The sequence below is a fragment of the Xanthomonas sp. SHU 166 genome (genome assembly GCF_000364685.1).
GTDB lineage: Bacteria > Pseudomonadota > Gammaproteobacteria > Xanthomonadales > Xanthomonadaceae > Xanthomonas_A > Xanthomonas_A sontii.
Genome location: NZ_AQOJ01000726.1, coordinates 1 through 3735, shown reverse-complemented (window position 1 = coordinate 3735; position 3735 = coordinate 1). Strand labels below are relative to the sequence as shown.

Annotated in this window: 3 protein-coding genes; all 3 read right to left on the bottom strand. The window is 66.3% G+C overall.

Annotation, left to right across the window (positions count from 1 at the left end; genetic code table 11):
• Positions 1-282: 282 nt before the first annotated feature.
• Positions 283-1164, bottom strand: a complete 882-nt coding sequence (galU, locus tag D180_RS16925) for a UTP--glucose-1-phosphate uridylyltransferase GalU (RefSeq protein ID WP_026144715.1) — start codon at positions 1162-1164, stop codon at positions 283-285.
• Positions 1164-3074 (bottom strand): nucleoside-diphosphate sugar epimerase/dehydratase, encoded by a 1911-nt coding sequence (locus tag D180_RS16920; RefSeq protein ID WP_043091222.1) that lies wholly within the window; start codon positions 3072-3074, stop codon positions 1164-1166. Before D180_RS16920 ends, galU begins: the two co-directional genes overlap by 1 nt.
• Positions 3074-3735: hypothetical protein (locus D180_RS16915; RefSeq protein ID WP_017913730.1), on the bottom strand; the 662-nt coding region annotated here is incomplete at its 5' end. The genes D180_RS16920 and D180_RS16915, both read right to left, overlap by 1 nt.

Sequence of the window (3735 nt, the reverse complement as noted above, 5' to 3'; positions counted from 1 at the left end):
TTCGGGGCACCTTCTCCCGGTGGGAGAAGGGAGGAGAGATCTCGATGGCTGAAGCAGCCTCGCGCACGCTCAAGCCCCTCTCCCTCCGGGAGAGGGGTTGGGGTGAGGGTCCGGCACCAAGCGCGTGTTGTACAGACCAGCGCACAAACGGAAAAGGCAGCCTCGCGGCTGCCTTTTCCGTTTGTCATCCGATTCGGCTTATCCGGATCGAATCAGCCGCCAGACGCTCCTGGATCGGCACTCAGCCAGCGCACCGCTCTGAAGCGGCGCGCAGCACCAGGCTCATTCCTCCGCGAGCATCTGCGTGAGCTTCGCGCGCGCCGGCTTGGCCAGCTTCTTGTTCTCCAGCGCAAACCGGATGGTCGCCTCGACCAGGCCCAGGTGGGTCCCGCAGTCGAAACGGGTGCCCTCGAAACGGTAGGCGTCCACTTCCTCGCTCTTCAGCAGCGCGGCGATGGCGTCGGTCAGCTGGATCTCGCCGCCCGCACCGGTGCCGGTGCTTTCCAGCAGTTCGAAGATCTTCGAGCTGAGCACGTAGCGCCCGACAACCGCCAGATCGCTCGGCGCGTCTTCCGGCTTGGGCTTCTCGACGATCTGCGCGATGCGGCCCTTGCGGCCGTCGAAGGCCTCGGTAGCCACGATGCCGTAGCTGGCGGTATTCTCGTGCGGCACGTCTTCCACCGCGATCACGCTGGCGCCGCTGCGTTCGTTGAGATCGGCCATCTGCTTCAGCGCGCCGTCGCCACGGTTCCAGATCAGGTCGTCCGGCAGCAGCACCGCGAACGGCTCGTCGCCGATGACCGACTTGGCGCACAGCACGGCGTGGCCCAGGCCCAGCGCTTCGGCCTGGGTCACGAAGACCGCGCGCACGCCGTCCGGCAGCACGTGGCGGATCATTTCCAGCTGCTCGTGCTTGCCAGCACGCTCCAGCTTCTGCTCCAGTTCGTAGGCCTTGTCGAAATAATCCGCGACCGCGTGCTTGTAGCGGTTGGTGACGAAGATCAGGGTGTCGCACCCGGCTTCGATCGCCTCGTCCACGGCGTACTGGATCAGCGGCCGATCGATGATCGGCAGCATTTCCTTGGGAACGGTCTTGGTGGCGGGAAGGAAGCGGGTACCCAAACCTGCCACCGGGAATACTGCCTTGCGGATTCTCTTGCTCATCAGAGCCTTCTGGCCTCGCGTGCGGGGAATGGAACGATGGTAGCGGAGCCGTCGTGACCGTCTTGCTGACGCAAGGGCGCGAACTCCGGCATGGTCATGCGCAACACCTTCTCGATGGTGTCGCTGTCGTAATCGGCCACGGCGGCGCGCAACTGCTGCACGCCGCGCAGCACGTCCTCGCGCGAGAAGCTGCGCACGCCGGCCTCGAGGATCTTCGGGTGCGAGGTGGGCCGGTAGTTCTCGTCGGCGTAGAACAGCGTCTCGTGCAGCTTCTCGCCCGGACGCAGGCCGGTATAGACGATGGCGATGTCGCGCCCGGGCTGCTTGCCCGCCAGGCGGATCATCTGCTCGGCCAGCAGGCGGATCGGCACCGGCTCGCCCATGTCCAGCGTATAGATGGCGCCATGCGACGCCGAGGCCGCCGCCTGCACGATCAGCTGGCTGGCTTCGGGAATGGTCATGAAGTAGCGCGTCACCTGCGGATCGGTGACCGTCACCGGGCCGCCCTGGCGGATCTGCTCGCGGAACAGCGGCACCACGCTGCCCGCCGAATCCAGCACGTTGCCGAAGCGCACCGTCACGAAGCGCGTGCTCACCGCCTGGTCGTCCAGCGACTGGCACACCATTTCCGCATAGCGCTTGGACGCGCCGAGCAGATTGACCGGATTGACCGCCTTGTCGGTGGAGATGAACACGAAGGTCGAGACCTTGGCGGCGACGCAGGCACGCGCCACGTTCTCGGTGGCCAGCACGTTGTTGCGTACCGCCTCGCGGCACTGCCGCTCCAGCAGCGGCACCTGCTTGTAGGCGGCGGCATGGAACACCGCGTCCGGCTCGGCCACCTGCATGGCGTGGCGGATCACCGCCGGATCGCCGCAATCGCCGAGCACGCAGTCGATCTCCAGATCGGGGAACGTGCGGTGCAGGTCGGCATGGATGGTGATCAGCGCCAGCTCGTTGATCTCCAGCAGCACGATCTTGCGCGCGCCGTGACGCGCGCACTGACGGCACAGTTCCGAGCCGATCGAGCCGCCGGCGCCGGTGACCAGCACGGTCCGCCCGGACAACCAACCCTTGATCAGCTTCCAGTCCGGGGTCACCGGCTTGCGCCCGAGCAGGTCCTCGATCGCGACCTCCTTGAGCTCGCCCGGCAGATAATGGCCTTCGAGCACGTCGAGCAGGCGCGGCACGGTGCGGAACGGCAGGCCGGTGCTTTCGCAGATCGCCACCACACGCTGCATGCCGGCCGCGTCCAACGACGGGATCGCGATCACCAGCAGCTTGGCGGCGGTTTCCTTGGCGATCGCGCCGGCTTCGTCGATGCGGCCGAGGATCGGCAGGCCCTGCAGCTTGGCGCCGTGCAGGTGACCGGCATCGTCGACGAAGCCGACCGGATGATAGGCGCCGGAACGGCGCAGGTCGCGCACCAGGGCCTCGGCCGCGCGGCCTGCGCCGACGATCAACACCCGCCGCGCGGTATCGTCCGAGTGCGCGATCTGATAATCCTTCCAGGCGCGGTACAGCAGGCGCGGCGCGCCCAGCAGCGCCGACAGCGCGAACGGATACACCATCAGCACAGAGAGCGGGATCGCGTCGAAGCGGCTGTAGGCCAGCCCCAGCACGATCGCCACCAGGCCGTAGAAGCTGGCCTTGAAGATATTGAGCAGGTCCGGGACGCTGGCAAAGCGCCACAGGCCGCGGTACAGGCCGACCTTCCAGAACACCAGCCCCTGCGCAACCAGCACGATGGCGGTGTTGAGGTTCCACAACGGCAGCGGGTGCTCGCCGGGGAGCATGGTGTAACGCGCCGCGTGCAGCAATTGCCAACAGACCCAGACGATGGCCAGATCGTGGACAACCACGGAGGCCTTGGGAAACAGCTCGGTAACTCGGTCGCGCGTGGAAAGCATCAGTGATCCGTGAGAGTTCGGCGCATCCGGTTGCGCAAGGCCAGCCAAAGCACACCTGCCGAACAGAACCAGGCGATCATCAGACCGGCCTGCGTGCCCGCATCCATGGGCCTGCCCAGCCGCGCAATTGTAATCGCGACAATGCTGAACAGACCGTAGGCGAGCGTGACGACAGTATGGCTACTGCCGGTGTGTACCCAACGCTGGTAAAAATGTTGCGCGTGCGGTTGCCACCAGCGTTCGCCGGCGAGCATGCGCGAGACGAGCGTGAAGCCTGCGTCGATGGCAAAGGCCGACAGCGGCAATGCCGGCAGCCAGGGCGCCTGGCCGCCGGCGATGAGGCACCAGGCGAACAGCGCGGCGATCAGGTAACCAAGCGCGCCGCTGCCGACATCGCCGAGGAAAATGCGCGCCCGGGGGTAGTTGAACGGCAAAAATCCCGCGCAGGCCACCAGCAGCACCCAGCACGGCCAGCGCAGCGGCGCCGGCAGCAGGCAGGCGAATCCCAGGGCGGCGAGCATCGCCTGGCTGCTGGCCAGGCCATTGATGCCGTCCATGAAATTCCAGATATTGATTAGCGAAACCGTCGCCAACCACACCAGCGCGACCATCCACAGCGGCTGGCTCGCCTTGTAGACAAGTGCAGCCAGCAGGGTCGCGG